At 67.5% G+C, this 15,558-nt stretch carries 14 protein-coding genes; 3 read left to right on the top strand and 11 right to left on the bottom strand.

Annotation, left to right across the window (positions count from 1 at the left end; all coding sequences use genetic code 11):
* Window positions 1-7: 7 nt before the first annotated feature.
* Window positions 8-1,897 carry a putative Ig domain-containing protein gene (locus tag ACFWUU_RS06045; protein WP_380173128.1) on the bottom strand — a complete coding sequence of 630 codons (1,890 nt, stop codon included), beginning with the start codon at window positions 1,895-1,897 and terminating at the stop codon, window positions 8-10.
* 26 nt (window positions 1,898-1,923) lie between these two features.
* Complete coding sequence (locus ACFWUU_RS06040; protein ID WP_380173126.1) at window positions 1,924-3,051, bottom strand: WD40/YVTN/BNR-like repeat-containing protein; 1,128 nt, start codon at window positions 3,049-3,051, stop codon at window positions 1,924-1,926.
* A gap of 109 nt (window positions 3,052-3,160) precedes the next feature.
* On the opposite strand from ACFWUU_RS06040, the gene ACFWUU_RS06035 reads away from it, so the two are divergent.
* Window positions 3,161-4,108, top strand: a complete 948-nt coding sequence (locus ACFWUU_RS06035; RefSeq protein WP_380173125.1) for a transcriptional regulator TrmB — start codon at window positions 3,161-3,163, stop codon at window positions 4,106-4,108.
* 31 nt (window positions 4,109-4,139) lie between these two features.
* Here the strand turns inward: ACFWUU_RS06035 and ACFWUU_RS06030 are convergent, their stop codons facing one another.
* Complete coding sequence (locus ACFWUU_RS06030) at window positions 4,140-5,351, bottom strand: MFS transporter (protein ID WP_380173123.1); 1,212 nt, start codon at window positions 5,349-5,351, stop codon at window positions 4,140-4,142.
* Window positions 5,352-5,508: 157 nt separating this feature from the next.
* Here ACFWUU_RS06030 and ACFWUU_RS06025 point away from each other — a divergent pair, with 157 nt between their 5' ends.
* Both ACFWUU_RS06025 and ACFWUU_RS06020 read left to right on the top strand, forming a co-directional pair.
* On the top strand, window positions 5,509-6,330 hold the full coding sequence (locus tag ACFWUU_RS06025; RefSeq protein ID WP_202877587.1) for a nitroreductase family protein: 822 nt from the start codon (window positions 5,509-5,511) through the stop codon (window positions 6,328-6,330).
* 138 nt (window positions 6,331-6,468) lie between these two features.
* Window positions 6,469-6,612 carry a GPGG-motif small membrane protein gene (locus tag ACFWUU_RS06020; RefSeq protein WP_170989620.1) on the top strand — a complete coding sequence of 48 codons (144 nt, stop codon included), beginning with the start codon at window positions 6,469-6,471 and terminating at the stop codon, window positions 6,610-6,612.
* 135 nt (window positions 6,613-6,747) lie between these two features.
* Here ACFWUU_RS06020 and groL read toward each other — a convergent pair whose 3' ends face one another.
* The 8 genes from groL to ACFWUU_RS05980 are packed head-to-tail and all read right to left on the bottom strand — an operon-like array spanning window position 6,748 to window position 15,541.
* Window positions 6,748-8,442 carry a chaperonin GroEL gene (gene groL / locus ACFWUU_RS06015; RefSeq protein WP_202877650.1) on the bottom strand — a complete coding sequence of 565 codons (1,695 nt, stop codon included), beginning with the start codon at window positions 8,440-8,442 and terminating at the stop codon, window positions 6,748-6,750.
* 21 nt (window positions 8,443-8,463) lie between these two features.
* Window positions 8,464-9,489 carry an NAD(P)-dependent alcohol dehydrogenase gene (locus tag ACFWUU_RS06010; protein WP_137253393.1) on the bottom strand — a complete coding sequence of 342 codons (1,026 nt, stop codon included), beginning with the start codon at window positions 9,487-9,489 and terminating at the stop codon, window positions 8,464-8,466.
* A complete protein-coding gene (locus tag ACFWUU_RS06005) occupies window positions 9,486-10,199 on the bottom strand; it encodes an iron-sulfur cluster assembly protein (RefSeq protein WP_380173121.1) in 714 nt (237 codons plus the stop codon). Before ACFWUU_RS06005 ends, ACFWUU_RS06010 begins: the two co-directional genes overlap by 4 nt.
* Complete coding sequence (locus tag ACFWUU_RS06000; RefSeq protein WP_380173119.1) at window positions 10,199-11,242, bottom strand: amidohydrolase family protein; 1,044 nt, start codon at window positions 11,240-11,242, stop codon at window positions 10,199-10,201. The genes ACFWUU_RS06005 and ACFWUU_RS06000 overlap by 1 nt, the downstream gene beginning before the upstream one ends.
* Window positions 11,243-11,258: 16 nt before the next feature.
* Entirely contained in the window at window positions 11,259-11,633 is a 375-nt protein-coding gene (gene mimD, locus ACFWUU_RS05995) for a propane 2-monooxygenase effector subunit MimD (protein ID WP_134104567.1), read from the bottom strand.
* Window positions 11,630-12,817 carry a toluene hydroxylase gene (locus ACFWUU_RS05990; RefSeq protein WP_137253396.1) on the bottom strand — a complete coding sequence of 396 codons (1,188 nt, stop codon included), beginning with the start codon at window positions 12,815-12,817 and terminating at the stop codon, window positions 11,630-11,632. The genes mimD and ACFWUU_RS05990 overlap by 4 nt, the downstream gene beginning before the upstream one ends.
* Complete coding sequence (locus ACFWUU_RS05985) at window positions 12,814-13,866, bottom strand: NADH:ubiquinone reductase (Na(+)-transporting) subunit F (RefSeq protein WP_202877588.1); 1,053 nt, start codon at window positions 13,864-13,866, stop codon at window positions 12,814-12,816. The genes ACFWUU_RS05990 and ACFWUU_RS05985 overlap by 4 nt, the downstream gene beginning before the upstream one ends.
* Before the next feature lie 22 nt (window positions 13,867-13,888).
* Window positions 13,889-15,541 carry a methane monooxygenase gene (locus ACFWUU_RS05980; RefSeq protein WP_137253398.1) on the bottom strand — a complete coding sequence of 551 codons (1,653 nt, stop codon included), beginning with the start codon at window positions 15,539-15,541 and terminating at the stop codon, window positions 13,889-13,891.
* Window positions 15,542-15,558: the final 17 nt, after the last annotated feature.

Raw genomic sequence — 15,558 nt, 5'->3', positions numbered from 1 at the left:
CCGAATGCTAGTTCACCGAGACGTCGTCCAGCAGGAACGTCGTCGGGGCCCCTTCGTTCTCCGTGCTGGTCCAGTCCAGCGTGACCGTCCGGCCCCGGTACGGCGTGAGGTCGACCGACTGCGTCACGTACGACGGCGTACTGCGGCTGAACGTCTTCACCGCGTGATCGTCGACGGTCAGCTGCAGCACGTCATCGCCACCGGCGACCCGCAGCGCGAATCGCAGAGTCGGATGCCCGAACGACGGGACGCTCACCCGCTGGCTGAGCGAGTCGGTGTGCGTCGTACCGGTCCCGCCGAGCCAGGCGTACCCGAGCCCGTTGTGGCTGTACTGACCGTCGGCACGGATCAGGTCCGGCGTCTCGGTCCAGCCGCCGTTCCCGGATTCGAAGTCGCCGTTGACCACGGCGTTCTTCCGGGTGCTCACCACCCAGCTGATCACGGTGTTGCCGCGCGCCTTGGTGGAATCGGTTGCTGTCACCGTCGCGGAGTAGGTTCCGGGTGTGGTCGGCCGTCCGTAGATGATCCCGCTCAGCGCATCGATCCGGAGGCCGGCGGGCAGACCGGTTGCCGAGAACCGCACGAGGCCGTGGCCCGTGTCGGTCGCGCGTGCCCGCAGTACGACGACATCGCCGGCCGCGTTGAATTGCTGCGTCGGTGCGGAGACCGTGATCCGGTTGGCCTTGGTCGGCGAGGTCAGCGCGCGGGTGCCGATCGGCGTACCGAGGCCGGTGGGGCCGTCCCAGCCCGGCTGCGCGGTGCACAGCGCAGCCGGCGTACACGAGCCGTTGTTGCCTTCGACAACATCGTTGAGGTTGCCGGTGGCCCCGTAGGGGTATCCGGCCGGACGGGAGTCCGGAGCGGGGTCACCGGCAAGTGCGTAGGTCGCGGCGATGACCGGGGCGGCGGCGCTGGTTCCGCCGTACACGGCCCAGCCGGAGCCTCCGGTGGTTTGGTATACCGCGACACCAGTGGCCGGGTCGGCGATCGCCGAGACGTCCGCGATCGCGCGCTTCGAGCAGGTCGTTGCCGGGATCACCGACTGCCAGCTCGGCTTGGCGATCAGGCTCGAGCAGCCCGATCCGGTGCCTTGACCCGGTCCGTTGTTCCAGACCGTCTCGGTCCAGCCGCGGGTCGACTCGTCCTTGGTCAGCGTCGTACCGCCGATCGCGGTGGTGGCCGCCGAGCTGGCGGGGTAGGAGACACCGGCGTCGTAGTCGTAGTCGCCGGTGGACGCCGCGTACACGACACCGCGCGGGTTGAAGTACAGCTTGTCGAGCTCGGCCAGGTCGGACGACTCCGGTCCGCCCCAGCTCAGCGAGACGAACTTCGCGCCCAGGTCGTTGGCGGTCTTGACGGCCTTCAGCAGGTCATCGCTCGGGGAGTCGGACTCGATCAGCGTGATGCCGCAGTTCGGGCAGATCGCCGACACCATGTCGAGGTCGAGCGAGATCTCGCCGGACCACGACCGCGACGGCGCGGGCAGGGGACTCGGCAGGCCGTCCTGGTTCAGCTTCTGGAAGCAGCCGTTCGCGGTCGTGCACGCCGGCAGCCCGAACTGCTTGCGGTATACCGCGAGGTCGGCCTCGGCGGTCGGGTCGTCGTACGCGTCGACGATGTAGACCCGTTGCCCTTGGCCCGCCGTTGCCGAGGGCAACTTGTACGCCGACTGCAGGTCGGCCGGACCGTACCCGGCCGGCGTGTCGGTCAGCGCCTTGGCGCGGAAGCCCAGGTCGGCACGGCGCTGCGCGAAGCAGGTGTACTCGCCCGGCTTGACGTTCTGGTCGCAGCTCGCGACCACCTTCGGCGACTCTTGGGTATCCGCGGCCGCCGCCGTCGTCGAGCCAGCGACGAGGACGAGGGCGAGCGGGACCGCCAACCGGCGCAATGAGATCACTGTTCTACTCCTGGATGGGATCGGCGTCACGCCGCGACGAGAGTGGTCTGCTGCCAGCTCGCGCCGGCGTCATGGCTCACCCAGAGCTGCGTGTTCTGGGTGTACGCCGCATCGCGCTCGACGACCCACGCCGTCGTACCGGACTGCTGGACCAGGTCGTGGATGTGCTCGCTGTTCTCGAGCCATTCCTGGTCGATGCGCCACGACTTCGACAGCGTCGGCCGGTTGTACACGAGGCTCGCGGTGAGCGTGCTGAGCATGACCGCGCCGTCCGGTCCGACCGACAGTTGGCCGGCCAGACCGAGTCCGCCGGGAATCGCGTCGTACCGGAAGGTCTTGCCGCCGTCGCCGGAGACGAGGAGGGTCTTGTCGGAGTGGCCGCGGCCGAAGTTCGCCATGCAGAGCGCGTAGACGCGCCCCGGGCCGTTGGTCGCGAGGTCGGTGATGGTCGCGTCCTCGGCGTCGGCACAGGTGACCGTGCTCGTCGGCCGGACTGTGCCGTTGCGGATCGTGGACAGCCGGCCCGGGCCGACGAACGGTGCGGTCAGGAAGTAGACGGTCGACCCTTCGGCGTCCATCGCTACGTGATCGTCGGCCGCGACCGGGATGGCGAGCTGCTTCCAGCCGGTGGACTTGCCGGCGGGTGCGCGCCAGACCTTCAGCGGGCGGTCGTCGCAGATGCCGGTGCCGATCTCGCAGCCGGAGGTTACGAGGTAGGTGCCGTCGGGGGCAGCGAGCAGGTTGAGGACCTTGGCCTCGCCGCCGGGCAACGGGACCTGCGTCCACGTCTTGCCGCCGTCCTTGGTGGCCTCGAGGTACGGGTCGTACGCCCAGCCGAACTTCGCGTTGGCGAACTGCAGGCTGGTCAGACCCGGCTCGCCGCTCTTCGCCAGCCCGTTGTGCGTGCGGCCGGCGGCGGTCCAGGTCTTGCCGCCGTTGTGGGTAGCAAGTACCTCGGCCGGACAGGTCGCCGTACCGCAGGCGACGCCGCCGAGCACGTAGCCGTCGGTCTGGGTCGGCCAGACGATCGACTGCGGAGCGAAGGCAGGCTCGGTCGGATCGGCGGTCGCGACGTCGGCTCCGGAGCCGACCAGAAGCGCGGTGACCACGGCGCCGATCAACGCGATTGTCTTGCGGCCAGCATGCAGACGCACAGTTCACTCCTCGGACAGGCGACGTTTCCTGGGACACGCTAAGCCCTGATCTCGCGATCAGGTCGCCCATTCCGGCCAAACGCCGATCCCGGCCAACTACGCTCAGCAGGTGGCTGATTGGGAAGCAGTTGGGTTGTCAGGAATCGACGCTCAGGTCTATCGCCAGCTGCTCCGGGATCCGGGGATGCCGGTGGAGCAGCTCGGGGAGATTCTCGAGTTGCCGGATATCGCGGAGGCGGTTGAGCGGCTCGTTGCGGCCGGATTGGTGCGGAGTGGTTCGGAGAGCGCGCCGGCTCCGGTCGACCCGCGGTCCGGGCTGGGGATGCTCGTCCGCGAAAGACGGGCCGCGCTGGACGGGGTCGCGGCGATGACCGATCAGCTCGCCCGCGAGTTCAGCGCCGGCCAGTTGCAGGCCGAGCCGAGCCGGCTGATCGAGATTGCGGTCGGCCGGGACGCGATCGAGGCGCGGATCGACGACATGCTGCGCGGTGCGACGCAGCAGGCGGTCGGCACGGACACCCCGCCGTACGTCGCTGATGGGAGCGCGCAGGTGTCGGGCGCGGAGTTGGCGTTGCTCGATCGTGGGGTGCGGTTCCGGTCGATCTATGCGGCCGAGGTGCTCGATCATCCGGGGTGGGTTGAGCGGTTGCGGTCGATGGGCGAGCGCGGGGAGCAGTCGCGGGTGTTGCCGCAGGTGCCTGTGAAGCTGCTGATCGTTGATGGGACGACGGCGATCCTCCCGTTGGCGGGTGGGCCGTCGACGCCGGGGCAGGCGCGGGCGGTTGTTGTGTCCGACTCGGCGCTGACGAGTGCGCTGCAGGTGTTGTTCGATCAGTTGTGGAATCAGGCGACGCCGTTGCGGTTGTCGGAGAATGCGGATCCGAACACGACTCTGATCAACCTGCTGGCGAGTGGGATGAAGGACGAGGCGATCGCGCGTCAGCTCGGGGTGAGTGGGCGGACGTTGCGGCGGCGGATCGCACAGGTACAGGAACAGCTCGGCGCCACCAGCCGCTTCCAGGCCGGCCTCCAAGCAGGCCGCCACGGCTGGAGCTAGGCCGCGGGTAGAGCTGAGCCGCGGCGGGGAGCTAGGCCGCGGCGGCGCGGCGGCTGGCGCGGGTGACCAGCAGGTGCAGAGTGACCGTGATCGCGAGAATGACCCCGGCGACCCCGAGCAGACCATCCGGCGATGATCCGGCCGTCAACGCGACACCACCGAGCGCGCTGCCGAGTGCCGACCCGAGCGAGATCGCGCTCCCGTTCAACGCGATCACGATCGTCGCCGACTCCGGCGCCATCGTCGCCAACCGCGCCTGCTGCGGAACAGCCCCGCCACCATTCCCCACACCCGCAGAGAAGAACCAGACCAATCCCCACACCGCAGCCACGACGGCCGGCGCAAACATCAGCGCCACCATCCCGAGAATCGAGTTCAGCAGCAGGCCGATCAACACCACTGTCAGGACCCGGATAGCGCTGAACCGATCGACGAGTCGGCCGGTGATCGCATTGCCGGCCATGCTCGAGACGCCGTACCCGAACATGATCAGGATGATCGCCCAGTGCGCATGGAAATGCGGACCGAGGATCAGCGTCGCGTACGTGAAGCAGGTGTAGCTGCTGCACAGAATGCCCGTCGTGACCAGCAACCCGGCGAGAAGACGCGGCTGCTTGAGCGGCCGCAGTCGATCGACGAGCGTCCCGCCGGGCAGGTGCAGCTGGGGGAGCCGGAGCAGGATGCCGACCAGCGCGATCGTGCCGACCACCGCGACCATGATCATCGGCAACCGCCAGCTCGACTGCCCGATCACCAGGCCGATCGGTACACCGAGAGCGGTCGCGGTCATCCAGCCGCCCAGGACGAACGACAGCGCCTTGCCGTGGTGCTCGGGCGGCGTCAGCGCGATCACGTACCCGGTGACGGCCGCGTTCAGCAGGCAGCCGCCGAGCGCCGCGATCACCCGGCCGCCGAGCGCGATCGGGTAGTTCGTCGCGATCCCGACGATCAGGTTGCCGAGCACGAACACGGCCAGCGCGAGCGCGATCGTCGTACGGCGTTCCCAGCGTGACGTCAGCGTGCCGAGGACGGGACCGGCGAGCGCGGCGGTGAACGCGAACACCGACATCAACTGCCCGGCCGCAGCCGCGGTGACGCTCAGGTCGCCGGCGATCTGCGGAAGCAGACCGGCCAGCACGTACCCGTCGATCCCCATCGAGAACGTCGCAACCGCCAGCCAGATGAACGGACGGTACGAGAACCCCTGCCCGTCCACCGCGCCCGCGGCCCGCGTCTGCGTCATCTGGATATCTCACCCCGAGCGGCACACTCCGGGCAAGAGGAATCTGATCAAATCTGCCAAAAAGCCCCTACCTGTGATCACCCATGGTCAAGACAGCGACCGTCTTGACCGGTGAGACCGGGACCCGAATGTCCAGTCGAAAAGTAATCTTTCAGGTGTGACGACTGCGGAGAGTTCCTACCGGCTGCGCTACGGATCGAGTACGGCGTTCGCGCCTCCGGCGGTGTGGAACGACGTCATCGCGCAGCAGCTCGCGCATCGATCCGTGCGGTCCTACCGGCCGGATCCGGTGCCCGCTGACACGTTGGCGGCGTTGATCGCGGCCGCACAGTCCGCCCCGACGTCCGGGAACCTGCAGCTGTGGAGCGTGGTCGCGGTCCAGGACGAGGTACGTCGTACCCGGTTGGCGGAGCTGGCGGGGGAGCAGGAGTTCATCGCGCAAGCGCCGTTGTTCCTGGTGTGGCTGGCCGATCTGGCCAGGGCGCGACACATCACCACCGAGATCGGATCGGCAACGGCAGAGGCCGCGGACTTCGTCGAGGCGGCGCTGCTCGCGTTCGTCGACGTCGCACTCGCCGCGCAGAACGCTGCGCTGGCAGCCGAGTCGCTCGGGCTCGGCACGGTGTTCGTCGGCGCGATCCGTAACCGTCCGCTCGACGTCGCCGCGGAGTTGCGGCTGCCGCCGAACGTCTTCCCGGTCTTCGGCCTGACCGTGGGCTATCCGGACCAGCTCGACGAGGCCGCGGTCAAACCTCGTCTCCCGCAGGAGGCCGTCCTTCATCACGAGACGTACGAGCTCGAACCGCAGGAAGCCCATGTGCGCGCCTATGAGGAGGCGCTGAACACGTTCTACGCGAACGCCGGCCTGCCGACGAGCTGGGTCGCCCGCGTGGCCAGCCGGTTCGGGACAGTCGCCGGGCTCAAGGGCCGTGAGCACCTGCGCGAGGCCCTCAAAGTCCGCGGCTTCGAATTGCGCTGAACCATCAGGCGGGTTGTTTCATACGACCGTTTCGCCTGCTCCGTAAAGGGTTTGCCGGGCGACGCCCAGGGCACCGGATCGGACGCACGGGGATTGCGTCCGCCGGGTGAATCCCCGGCCCACAGAGGAGAGGGAAGCATGGTATTCATCCTGTGGATCATCGCGGTGATCCTTGTCGTGTCCGGAATCGTCTCGCTGTTCCGCGGCCAGGTGATGTGGGGTGCCGCCCTGATCATCATCGGTCTGCTGGTCGGCCCGGGCGGCGTGAGCATTTTCACCTGATCCAGCAATACGAATACGCAGCGGCGGACCGGGTACCGGATTGCCGTTGAGGGACGCATCCGGGCCCGCCCCGGTGCCGGTGAGCGTTGAACGCTCGTGACCATGACCGGCGCCGGGGCGTGTCCTTTCTGTCTCCTAACCGACCGACGGGCCCAGTCCGAGCGACTGCGGTGTGCTGGGGTCGGGGCTCGGCTGGTGCAGCCCTTCGTCCAACGCGCCGTACTCCGTCATCAGGGCGGCGCTGCCGCCCCACGGGGTCTGCTCCTCGGCGATCAAGGTGTTGGTCGTCAAGAGCAGGCCGGCCACCGACGCGCCGTTCTGCAGCGCGGAGCGCGCCACCCGGAGCGGGTCGATGATGCCCATCGCGAGCATGTTGCCGTACACGCCTTCCAGAGCGTCGAAGCCCTCGTCGACCCCCATCTGCGACGTACGCTCCAGCACCTCGGCGCCGGAGTAACCCGCGTTCGCGGCGATCAGGTACGCCGGTTCGCGCAGCGCCCGCCGGACGATGTCGACACCGGTCTTGTAGTCACCCTTGACGTCCAGACCGTCGAGGGCTGACGCGGCATGCAGGAGGGCCATGCCGCCGCCCGCGACGATCCCTTCCGCCATCGCGGCCCGTGTCGCAGACAGCGCGTCCTCGACCCGGTGCTGGAGCTCCTTGAGCTCGGCCGGGGTCGGCGCACCGACACGGATCACCGCAACCTTGCCCGACAACGAGCCGATCCGCTCGGTCAGGACGTCCTCGTCGACGCCGAACGTGGCCCGTTCGAGCTCCGACCGCAGCTGCGCGAGCCGGAACGCCACGTCCTTGTCGTGCCCGCTGCCCGCGACGATCGCCGTACGGTCGGCCGTGACCCGCACCTGATCCGCGCGGCCCAGCTGGTCGAGCGTCATCGTCTCGAGGCTGAATCCGGAGTGCCGGCTGTAGACCGCGCCGCCGGTGATCGCCGCGATGTCCTCCAGCTTGTGCAGCCGCCGGTCGCCGAACCCGGGTGCCTTCACGGCCACGCACTGGAACAACCCGTTGACGTGGTTGTGCACCAGCATGCTGAGCGCCGTACCTTCGAGGCTCTCGGCGATGATCACCAGCGGACGCGGCTCGCGCATGATCTTGTCCAGCAGCGGCATGATCTCCTGGACCTTGGTGATCTTCTCGCTGCACAACAGGATGTACGGGTTGTCGAGCACGGCCTGCAGGCTGCCCGGATCGGTCACCATGTACGGCGACATGTACCCGTTGTCGAACTCGAACCCCTCGACGAAGTCCACGCCCATACCGTTGATCGAGGACTCCTCGATGGTCACGATCCCGCCGTCGCCGACGGTGTGCAGCGCGTTCGCGATCACCGCGCCGACGACGTCGTCGTCGTTCGCCGAGATCGCCGCGACCCGCGCGTAGTCCTGCTCGGTCACGACCGGGTGCGCGACGTCGCGCAGCCGCTCGACCAGCTTGCCGACGGCAACGTCGATACCCCGTTTCACCAGAACGGGGTTCCCGCCGGAGCCGATCGCGTGCATGCCCTCGCGGATGATGGCCTGCGCGATCACGGTCGCCGTGGTGGTGCCGTCGCCGACGATGTCGTTGGTCTTGATCGCGGCTTCCTTGACCAGCTGGGCGCCCATGTTCTCGAACTGGTTCTTGAGGAAGATCTCCCGCGCGATCGTCACGCCGTCGTTGGTGACGACGGGCGATCCCGTGATCTTCTCCAGGATGACGTTGCGCCCCTTCGGGCCCAGCGTCGACTTCACCGCGTCTGCCAGCTGGTCAACGCCGGCCAGCAGAAGATCGCGGGCACTCTCACCGAATCTGAGTTCCTTGGCCATCAGTTCCCTCCGGAAATGGTCGTGTTACGGAACGAGGATCGCGCGGCCGCGGACCCGGCCGGCGTCGAGATCGGCGACCGCGTCAACGGCCGCGTCGAGCGGATAGGTCCGGGTGTGCAGCGTGACCTTGCCGGCCTGGGCGAGCGCCATCAGCTCGGCCAGCTCGTTGAACGTGCCGACGATGTTTCCGACGATGTTGCGCTCGGTGGAGATGATGTCCAGCGTCGGGATCTGCACCTGGCCGCCGTACCCGATGACGAAGTACGAACCGGCCCGGCCGGTCATCGCGAAACCGTCGTGCTCGGCGCCCTGCTCGGCGACGAAGTCCAGCACGACGTGTGCGCCGGCGCCGTCGGTCAGCTCCAGCACCTTCTCCACCTGCTTGCCGTCGGCAACGACCGTCTGGTCGGCGCCGAGCTGCTCGGCCAGTTTGAGCGCGTCCGGGTTGCGGTCGACGACGATGATCCGCGCCGCCGTCAACGCGGCCAGGCACTGGACGCCGATATGCCCCAGACCGCCCGCGCCGATCACCACGGCCGTCGTACCGGGAGGCAACAGTGGCAGGGCCTTCCGGACCGCGTGGTACGCCGTGATGCCCGCGTCGGCGAGCGCCGCGACATCCTGTGGTCGCGTGCTCGGGTCGAGCTTCACGCAGGCGCGGGCGGAGGTGAGGAGGTACTCCGCCATCCCCCCGTCACTGTCCAGACCCGGGAACGAGCTGTTCTCGCAATGCATGTCGTCCCCGGCGCGACAGGCATGGCACAGACCGCAGGTCGGCGTCGGGTGCAGGATGACGGTGTCGCCGACCTTGACGTTGGTGACGGCCGAGCCGATCTCGTGCACCCAGCCGGCGTTCTCGTGGCCGATCGTGTACGGGAGCGACGGGTGCATCGCCGCGTCCCACTGACCCTCGATGATGTGCAGATCGGTCCGGCACACGCCCGCGCCGCCGATCTTGACGATGACGTCCAGCGGGCCCTTGACGACCGGTTCCGGTACGTCCTCGACCACTGGTTGCTGGTGGTACCCGTGCAGTCGAACGGCCTTCATCCCTGCTCCTCCTCGCCCGCACCGGTTTCGGTGTACCGGTGCCTCAGCATGCCCCTGCAGATACCGGTGTTGGCCTCGATGCCGGTCCGGGTCAGCCGGGCCAGCCCGAGGTGTCTGGCCGCCGCGGGTGCGGCGATCGCCTCGCCGGTCGCGACGTCGATGAGCAGCGGTGCGTCCGGTCCGGTCGGCAGCCCGAGTTCGGACCGGCGACGCAGCAGCCGGTCGAGCTCGGCCGACGGCGGTACGTCGGCGATCGTCAGCCGCGCGACCTCCGCCGGATCGGTGCCAGAAGCAACAAAAGGCCGGCAGACCTGATCGGTCCCGGCCAGCACCGCCTTGGCGACGAACGTACGGCGTAACTCGTCGAGCTCCGCCGCCGCCTCGCCGTCGAACGAGGCGACGAACCCCGCCCGCGCCGCCACCCCCGCATTGATCTGGGCGGCGGCGAAATGATCCTCCAGAGCCACGTCGACCGACCGCACGGCGGGCAGCGCCGACACCACGTCGTACGCGTCGGCGACCATCAGGAACGCGAAGTTCGGCGCACAGAAGTAGGTCGGCAGCCGCAACCGCACGACCACGTCGCCGGCGGCCGACACGACGCAGGTCGAGACGAATCCCAGCGTCGTGATCGGCTCGTCCAGCTCCGGGTCCCGGACCGCACCGAGTGCGTCCAGGACCCGGTCCTTCTCGGCGATGACTGCCGTCATCAGGACGCGACCAGCTTCGAGTCGTCCTGTGCGGCGGGGGTGTCCTCCTTCAGTTGCAGCTCGTCCGGCACCTTGATGTCGTAGAGCTTGGCCGCGTTCAGCCCGAGGATCTTCTTCTTCCCGTCCACCCCGAGCCGCGGGTAGTCCGCGAACTCCGGCTGGTCGGGGAACTCCCAGTCCACGAAGCCCTCGATCTGCCACTTCGGCTCCCAGATGCCGTAGTCGCTGCCGAACGTCATCTTGTCCTCGCCGACCCAGAACAGCAGTTCGCCCATCACCTTGGCGAAGAACTGCGGCCGCGCGTGCATCAGCCCGCCGATGACGACCGACAGACCGGCGTACACGTTGGGCTCCTGGGTGGCCATGAAGCAGAAGTCCTCGATCCGCGGCAGGCCGACGTGCTCGACGATGAAGTTGAGCTCGGGGAAGTCGGTCGCGGCGTGGTCGACATCGGAGACGTCGAACGCGTCCTTGTCCAGCGGCCAGATCGTAGGGCCCTTGTGGACGTGGATGTTCTTGATCCCGAGTTCCTGCGCTTTGGCGAGGTACGTGTACGCCGCCGGGTCGGTCAACTTGTAACCGCGGGATCCGGCGTTCCACTCTGCCGTGTAGAGCTTGACCCCCTTCGAGCCGTACCGCTCGACGTTGCGCGCCAGCTCTTCCAGGCCGGCGTCACCGTCGCGCGGGTCGAACCGGGTGTTCAGCACGAACATGCCCGGGTGCTTCTCGCCGAGATTGGCGTTCTGCTCGGTGGTGTTGAAACCCTCCGTGTACCACTCCTTCAGGTACGTCGGCTGGAACACCGCGACGTCCACGTAGCCGTCCTCGAAGACGTCCTTCATCAGGTCGTCCTCGGTGTAGCTCATGAACTTCTCGATCGTCCAGTGGGTCTCCTTCGGGCCGAGGCTCTGGTACGCGTGGAAGCATTCGATCCAGCCCTTCGCGTACTGCTCCGCACCCTTCACCCAGTTGTCCGGGCCGGCCTTCCACATGTGCATGTGGCTGTCGACCACGAAGTACTTCTCACCATTCTTCTCGTACACGAAAGAGACCCCCTGGTCAGCTGGATGCGGTCAGGTCGAAGCCGATGTACTCGGCGGCGTCCTCGGGGTTGGCGAACATGATCGTCCGGTCGTCGAGGTGGACCATGCGCCCGTAGTGGGTCGACATGTTCTCCTCGAACTCGGCCTGGTCGAAGTACCCGGGCTCCTCGCCGAGCGCCTCGGAGATGTCGTCGTAGACGAAGTCCATCCGGTTGATCGCGTCGACCCGGATCATCGACGGCAGGTGCGTCACGGTGACGTTGTCCTGACCGGTCATCACCTCAGCGACAACCGCGCCGACCTGGTTGTTCATCAGCGTCACGCCGCACTTGTTGGACGCGGTGTTGTCCTGCTTGAACGGGCTTTCCGCGGTGGTGAACGTGCTGGTCACAGTGACAGCTCCTTCGGTTCCTCGAGGCCCAGCGAGGTGACGATGCCGCTGAACCGGCTCTTGACCCGGTCGAGGCCGTCCTCGAACCGTGGCGGTTTCGCGTCCGGCTGCGACCACAGCGGCTGCAGTGCACGGGCCGCGCGGAGCGACTCCGCGGTCCACTTCGCCGCCCAGTCCTGCAGGATCGACTTGTTGTGGTCCGCGAACTCCTTGTCGTTGGTGAGCAGCTCGAACATCGCCGTGGTGTAGCGCAGGTCGCGCTCGGCGAAGTCGTACTCCGCCGCGCCGACGACCGTCGGGGTGACGAAGTCGCCGTTCCGCGGGGATGCCTGCTGCACCAGCTGGCTGCGGAACAGTTCACCGACGAGCGGCTCGAACACGACGTTCGACGCGAAGATCGCCTCGCACCAGTCGTCGATCCCGGTCAGCTGCTCGGCGACGTCGCGCACGCCCTGCCAGGCCGGGTCGCTGTTCCAGGTCTCCAGGTGCGCGGTGCCGTCGAAGCCCTCGATCTCCTCGGACAGCGTGAGGTTGTACAGCGCGAGGTCTTGCGCGGCGCGGATCCGGTGCATGCTGTTCACCGAGATCGCGTTGTTGTGCATGTTCGTCGGTGCGCGCCGGTTCGCGTTCGCGTACAGGTACAGGCCGAGGCCGTGGTCGACATGCATCCAGGCGCCGACGTGCTGCTCGACGAAGCGGACCCAGTTCGTGTTCCACTGCTCGAAGGCCTTCGACTGCTTGGCGGCCTCGACGTTCTGGGTGACCTGGCGGACCACGTTCGAGTTGTACCGGTAGAGGGTGAGCTCCCACTCCTCGTTCGGGTCGCGGAACTCGTGCCAGCCGGTGGCCGGCCATTCCTTCACGAACAGGCCGCCGGTACCCGGGCCACGCTGCGGGCTGGGCTTGTCCGAGCCCCAGGCCTTCAGCACGGTCCAGTCCAGCGGGTATCCGCCGCGCCCGTCGGAGAAGCCGTACAACCAGCCCTGGCTGAGGTAGTGCCGCGGGTCGGGCTGTACGTCGACCGTGACGTCCTCGTAGTGGGTCTGCTTGCGCTTCTGCGGTGTGTAGTAGTTGTACCGCCGCGAGGTCGAGTCCGGGAACTCGCGGGCGCCCGCCTCGGCATCGGTGAAGACCGGCTTGGGCACGCTGCGTTCGGTCTTAGGTGAGTCCTGTGTGGTGGTCATCGGCTTCCTGCCTCCAGCACTTCCGAGTCACCGGCGTCGCCGGTCGTGGTGAACTTGTCGTAGTAGATGTGCTTGGTCGCGATCCCGAGCCGTTCGAGCAGCGGGATCGCCGCCTCGACCATCGGCGGCGGCCCGCACACATAGGCATCGGCTCCGGTCAGGTCCGGCTCGAGCCGCTTGACCACGTCGGTGATCAGTCCGCTCTCGCCGTCCCACTCCTCTTCCGACAGCGCCGGCACGTACCGGAACCGCGGCAGCCGCTGCTCGAGCTCGTGCAACTCCTCCTCGAAACACAGGTCCAGTTGTGTCCGGGATCCGTAGTAGAACGTCGTCGGCCGGTCGATCCCGCGCTCGGCCATCGACCGCAGCAGGGCCAGGATCGGCGCCATCCCGGCCCCGCCGCCGAGGAAGACCAGCCGGGCGTCCGGATTGTCCCGGAGGGTGAACACCCCGAACGGCCCAGTCAGGTCCAACCGGTCACCGACCCGGAGGCGCTGGTCCAGGAACTCCGAGAACATCCCGCCCGGGTACACCTTGATGACGAACTCCAGCTGCCCGCTCTCGCGGCTCGACGTGTTCGCCATCGAGAACGAGCGACTCGCCCCTTCTTCGCCGGAGTCCGGCACCGAGATGTCGACGTACTGTCCCGGGAAGAACTTCAGCTCGCCGGGCTCGGAGAGCTTCAGCACCAGGTGCCGGAGGTCGTGCGTCACCGGAGTGATCGCGACGACCTCCGCCGTCCGTTCCTGGATCGGCAGACCCGAGCGGATCATGTCCTCGTCGTAGTTGAGCAGCTCGATCGTGAGGTCCTCGAAGGCGTGCGCCCGGCACAGCAGCGTGTAGCCCTCGTCCAGTTCGTACTCCGGTAGCGCGAAGGTGCTGTAGCGGTCCAGGTCGATGTCGTCACCGTCGAGGACGAACGACTTGCAGGACGCGCACTGTCCCTCCTTGCAGCCGTGCATGAGCATCACGCCCTGCTCGGCGGCTGCGCGCAGGATCGTCTGGTCCTCGTCGACCTCGATCTCGATGCCGACGGGCTCGAACCTCACGACGTGCTTGTCTCCCATGGGATCAGGCGTCGGCTCGAGCGGGTCGTCCGGCCGGGCCGCCCTTGACGTAGCGCGCCGCGAACGCGGTCCGCTCGTCGTCGGACATCTCGTTCAGCAGTACGTTCGGGCTCGCCAGCGGCGGGCACTTGCGCAGGTGGTCGAGGGTCCACATCTTGTCCGGGTTCAGGTCCAGGTGCGGCTGCGCGACCATCGTCTTGCCGTCGTCGCGGACGAAGCCCATGTCGGACACCACGTCGGCCCAGTTCCAGCCGTGGTACAGCGTCTCCCACTCGCGGTGGCCGATCAGCTTGCCCATGTTCGGCGTCTGCCGGCCCTGGTACGTCGGCCGGAACGCGGTCTCGTCGGTCCACTTGCACATCTCGTGGCAGTACGTCCGCCACTGGCCGTCGACCTTGGCCATCACCATGTCCTCACGGACCAGACACGGCACCATGCACGTCCAGCAGCGGTGCGGGTACTCGTAGTCGACGTCCTCGAAGACGATCGGCTTGTGCCCGTTCGGCGTGGACAGGCGGTTGTAGTTCTCCCACCAGGCGCCGTACTTGTCGTACCAGCCCGGGTACTTGTACTCGAACCACTCGAAGTCCTTGTCCGTCATCGGGTCGATCCGCCAGTAGTTGGCGAGCCAGCCGGTGGCGAAGAACTGGGCGACCTCGTGCACGTAGCCCTTGTTCCAGATCTGGTTCCAGGACTCCTCGATCAGGTCGTGCGGGATCTCGAGTCCGTACTTCTCCAGCGGCACCAGGTAGCTGCGGTAGTAGTCGTCGTAGATCCAGCGGCGCCACATCTCCGCGTAGGACTCACGGTCCTTGCGGCGGTCCTTGGTGCCGTACTCGATGAAGGTGCCGATCGCGGCGTCGACGACGCGGTGGTTGTTCCACCAGGCGTACCGCAGGTCGCGGGCGAGCAGCTGGTGGTTGTCCTCGTCGGCGAGCGCCATCAGCAGCGTCGCGTACCCGTTGCTGATGTGCCGGGACTCGTCGGACTGGACCGAGTGGAACACCGTCGGCAGCAGGTAGTCGCCGTTCGCGGCGGCCTCGGCCGGCATCGCGACGAACAGCGTGTTGGTGAAGGCGGTCTCGGCCACGATCGTCAGGTAGATGCTGGCCGCGGTGATCGCGTCACCGGTGATGAAGCCCTCGGCGAACTGCCGGCCGATGGTGCCGCAGTAGTCGCTCTGGAAGTCGCGCAGGCTCGAGTTGAAGCCGGCTGGGTCGATGTAGTTGTTCATGTACAGGCGCTTGAGGTTCTGCTGGATCGTCGAGTGCCTGACCTCGTCGATCATCTGGATGGCCTGCCCGTTGTGCAGCTCGGGGTTCGGCACGGTCCGGAACAGCAGCGGCATCGCCCGCGCGGCGGAGATCTCCGGCAGCGGGATGATGCTGAGGAACAGCTTCTGCCATTCCAGCCAGCGTTCCTGGACCTGGCGGAACATGTTCCCGCGGATCGCGCCGTCCGAAGCGCCGTACACCCGGTGGTCCTTCTCCTCCTGCATCGGGAAGTACGACCGCAGTACCTGCTTCAGGGGGTCTTTCTTCTGCGCCTTACGGAACGTGTAGTCCGTCCCGTACTGGGAGACCGGCTCGTGGTACGCCGGTTCCCATGACAATTCCTGGATCTTCTGGTGGGCCCTCGCCACGCTTTGGCGACTCATGGCTTTCCTCCCGCTCA

Source organism: Kribbella sp. NPDC058693, from assembly GCF_042715335.1.
Classification (GTDB): Bacteria; Actinomycetota; Actinomycetes; order Propionibacteriales; family Kribbellaceae; genus Kribbella; species Kribbella jiaozuonensis.
This window is presented reverse-complemented; position numbering and strand designations above follow the sequence as displayed.